Source organism: Gordonia sp. i37 (assembly GCF_002043085.1).
Taxonomy (GTDB): Bacteria; Actinomycetota; Actinomycetes; order Mycobacteriales; family Mycobacteriaceae; genus Gordonia; species Gordonia polyisoprenivorans.
Window position 1 is genome coordinate 1 of record NZ_MVPX01000383.1, and the last position, 2886, is coordinate 2886.

The 2886-nt window shown below is 64.9% G+C and carries 2 protein-coding genes and 1 pseudogene; all 3 read right to left on the reverse strand.

Annotation, left to right across the window (positions count from 1 at the left end):
* Positions 1–429, reverse strand: a pseudogene (locus tag B1964_RS18800) (ABC transporter ATP-binding protein); the annotation flags it as partial.
* 59 nt (positions 430–488) lie between these two features.
* Positions 489–1079, reverse strand: coding sequence for a TetR/AcrR family transcriptional regulator (locus B1964_RS18805; RefSeq protein WP_014361540.1), 591 nt, complete (start codon positions 1077–1079; stop codon positions 489–491).
* Positions 1080–1130: 51 nt separating this feature from the next.
* Complete coding sequence (locus tag B1964_RS18810; protein ID WP_079930837.1) at positions 1131–2639, reverse strand: aldehyde dehydrogenase family protein; 1509 nt, start codon at positions 2637–2639, stop codon at positions 1131–1133.
* Positions 2640–2886: the final 247 nt, after the last annotated feature.

Sequence of the window (2886 nt, forward strand, 5' to 3'; positions counted from 1 at the left end):
GAGGTAGTGGAGTTCACCGACGTCGTTCTGCACGGACTGACGCACTCGACCCGAGCTCGTTGTCCCGACCCAGCCGAGCGGGAGACGACCGAGTTTGGCGGTGATCCGACGCCGCAGGATGACCTGCAGGTCGACGTCGGCGTAATGGGTGACACCGAGCGCCGCACCTCCGAAGAGTGCGCGTGCCGCAAGCCCGAGAATCACGATCGCCACGATCCACCAGACCCGCGCGGCCTGCACCGGCCCGTCGAGCAGCAGGGTCCGACCCAGTTCGACGATTCCCACGAACGGGACGACCGTTGCCGCCGAAGCGATCACCTGCAGCAGTTGAGCCACCCGGATGCGGGACCGGACGGGCTGCAACAACTCACGCAGGGCGCCCCTGTCCAGCAACGTCTGGTCCTCCGCGGACCCCTCCACCGTTGTCATACGCGTACGTTAACGCGGACAGCCACCCGGAAGCAAGGGTTACCTAAGTAAGGGGAATCTCAGCGCGGCAGGATGCCGTCGAGGACCACGGACAAGTATTGGTCGGCGATCTGCTCCACGCTCAGCGATCCGCCTGGCCGATACCAGCGGACCGCCACCCACACCGTGTCACGCAAGAAGCGGTAGACGAGTTCGACGTCGAGGTCGGCGCGGAACTCACCATCGGCGACCCCACGCGCCAGCACCGAATGCCACAGCCCGCGAAACTCCTCATTGCGGTCGCCGATATAGGAGAAACGATCTTGCGGGGCAAGGCGTTTGGCCTCGTCCTGATAGATGGCCACCGCATGGTGATCGGCGTCGATGGACTCGAATGAGGCAATCACCAACTGCCGCAACGTCTCGGCGGCCGACAGACCGGCGTCGGCGATCTGCCGATAGCGGGCGAACAAGGCGTCGAGGAAACCCCGCAGGATCTCGTCGACCATCGACTCCTTGGAATCGAAGTGATGATAGAGACTCCCCGAGAGAATGCCTGCGGCATCGGCGATGTCGCGCACGGTCGTCGACCGCAGACCCTGCTCCGCGAACATCCGACTCGCCGTCGTCAGCAGTTCGTCGCGTCGGGAAGTTCCGTTACGTGGCGCCACCCCCGTACCCTAGCAAGCGCTTGGGTACGGGGGTGGCTCCCGTGAGAGGATTCAGCGCTTGCGCACCTTCTTCTGCGCTCGCGCATTGAGCTTGGTCCACAGCTTCAGCTGGCCGTTGGCCATCTTCTTGTCGCGATTGGTGAACGGCGGCGACATCATCTCGGCCACGGTGAACGGCATCGTCGAGAAGGCCACGGCGCGTGCATGACTGAAGGTCTCGAAGCCGGTCTTGCCGTGATAGCTGCCCATCCCGCTGCGCCCGATGCCACCGAACGGCAGTTCGGCACCGAACATGTGCAGGGCGAAGTCGTTTCCGTTGATCGACCCGCTGCGGGTGTTGTCTGCCAGCCGTGCGAAGTTGTCGTTGTCGTCGCCGCACCAGTACATCGTCAGCGGGTGCGGATGGCCGGCGATGTAACTGATCGCCTCCGTGAGATCCCGGTACGGGTACACCGTCAGCACCGGACCGAAGACCTCGTCCTCGGTGATTTTCATCCCCGACTTGACCCCGGTGAGCAGGGTCGGCGGGATCTTGCGACGCTCGGCCGACGGCAACGGTTCACCACCGGGGATGACCTGTCGCTTCTCGGCGCCGAGCGAGACCGCGTCGTCGATCAGCCCGACGATGCGCTCGTAGTTCTTCTGGTTGATCGTCGAGGTGTACTCGGGATTGTCGTAGATCGTCGCGAAGTTGGCGGTCCAGCGGGCCATCACCTTGTCGGTGAACTCACCGAGTTTGGCCTCCGGCACGAAGACGTAGTCGGGGCACAGGCAGACCTGACCGCCGTTGACCATCCGGGCGTCGGCGAGCATCTTTGCCGCCTTGTCGATGTCGGCGGAGACGTCGACGACGGCCGGGTTCTTGCCGCCGAGTTCGAGGGTGACCGGCACCAGATTCTTGGCGGCCTCCTGGGCCACCGAGGAACCGACCTCGGGCGAACCGGTGAAGAACATGTGGTCGACCTTGAGTTTCGCGAAATCCGATCCCGACCCGTGCTTGGGCGTGATGACCGCGAGTTCCTCGATCGAGAAGTAGTCGGGGGCGTACTTGGCGATCACGCCGGTGGTGCGCGCGGTGATCGACGACGGGCGCATCAGCACCCGGTTGCCGGCCGCGAATGCCGACGCCGCGGGCACGAAGGTCAGCTGCAGCGGGAAGTTCCAGGGACCCATGATGCCGACGACGCCGAGCGGATCGTGACGCACCCGCTGCTTGAAGCCGAGAGCTCCCTGCACACGCGCCGACACGGAATCGGCCATCCATTCCTTGACCCCGCGCCGCTGGTGGGTGAGGTCGATCATGCAGCCCGCGACGTCCGCGGCGATGCTCAATTCCCGCGGCCGCGAACCGAAGTCGACGGTCAGCGCCTCGGCGATCTCGTCACCGTGATCGAGCAGCAGCGACGACAGCCGCGTGATGCGGTCGATGCGGGTCGCCGCGTCCGGGATACCGTCCCGCAGGAACGCCGCACGCTGGATCTCGAGCAGTTCGGTCATCGAATGCGCCTCCGACGAGACACGTCCCTCGATCTTGCTGGTCACGTCAGCAGGTTTGGTCATTCGCCACCCTCCCAAGGTCGAGCGGCGTCTCGCGACCGTCGCTGAGACGTTTACGCTCGCTCGTTCCCCCATAGTATGCGTCACGTCACAGTGATGTGGCTACACGTGTTCCCAGATCCCTCGCGACAGCGCTCGTCATATCGCCGACGGCGCTCGATTTTTCGCCGACGGCGCTCGAGTATGCGCCGACAGCGCTCGCCATGGCGTCGACGGCGCTCGGCAAAGCGCTGTCGGCGTCGTGGCGGGG

Bases quoted from the DNA above. Each gene is read 5' to 3' on its own strand.
- B1964_RS18810 (WP_079930837.1), bottom strand. From the start codon at position 2,639: ATGACCAAACCTGCTGACGTGACCAGCAAGATCGAGGGACGTGTCTCG.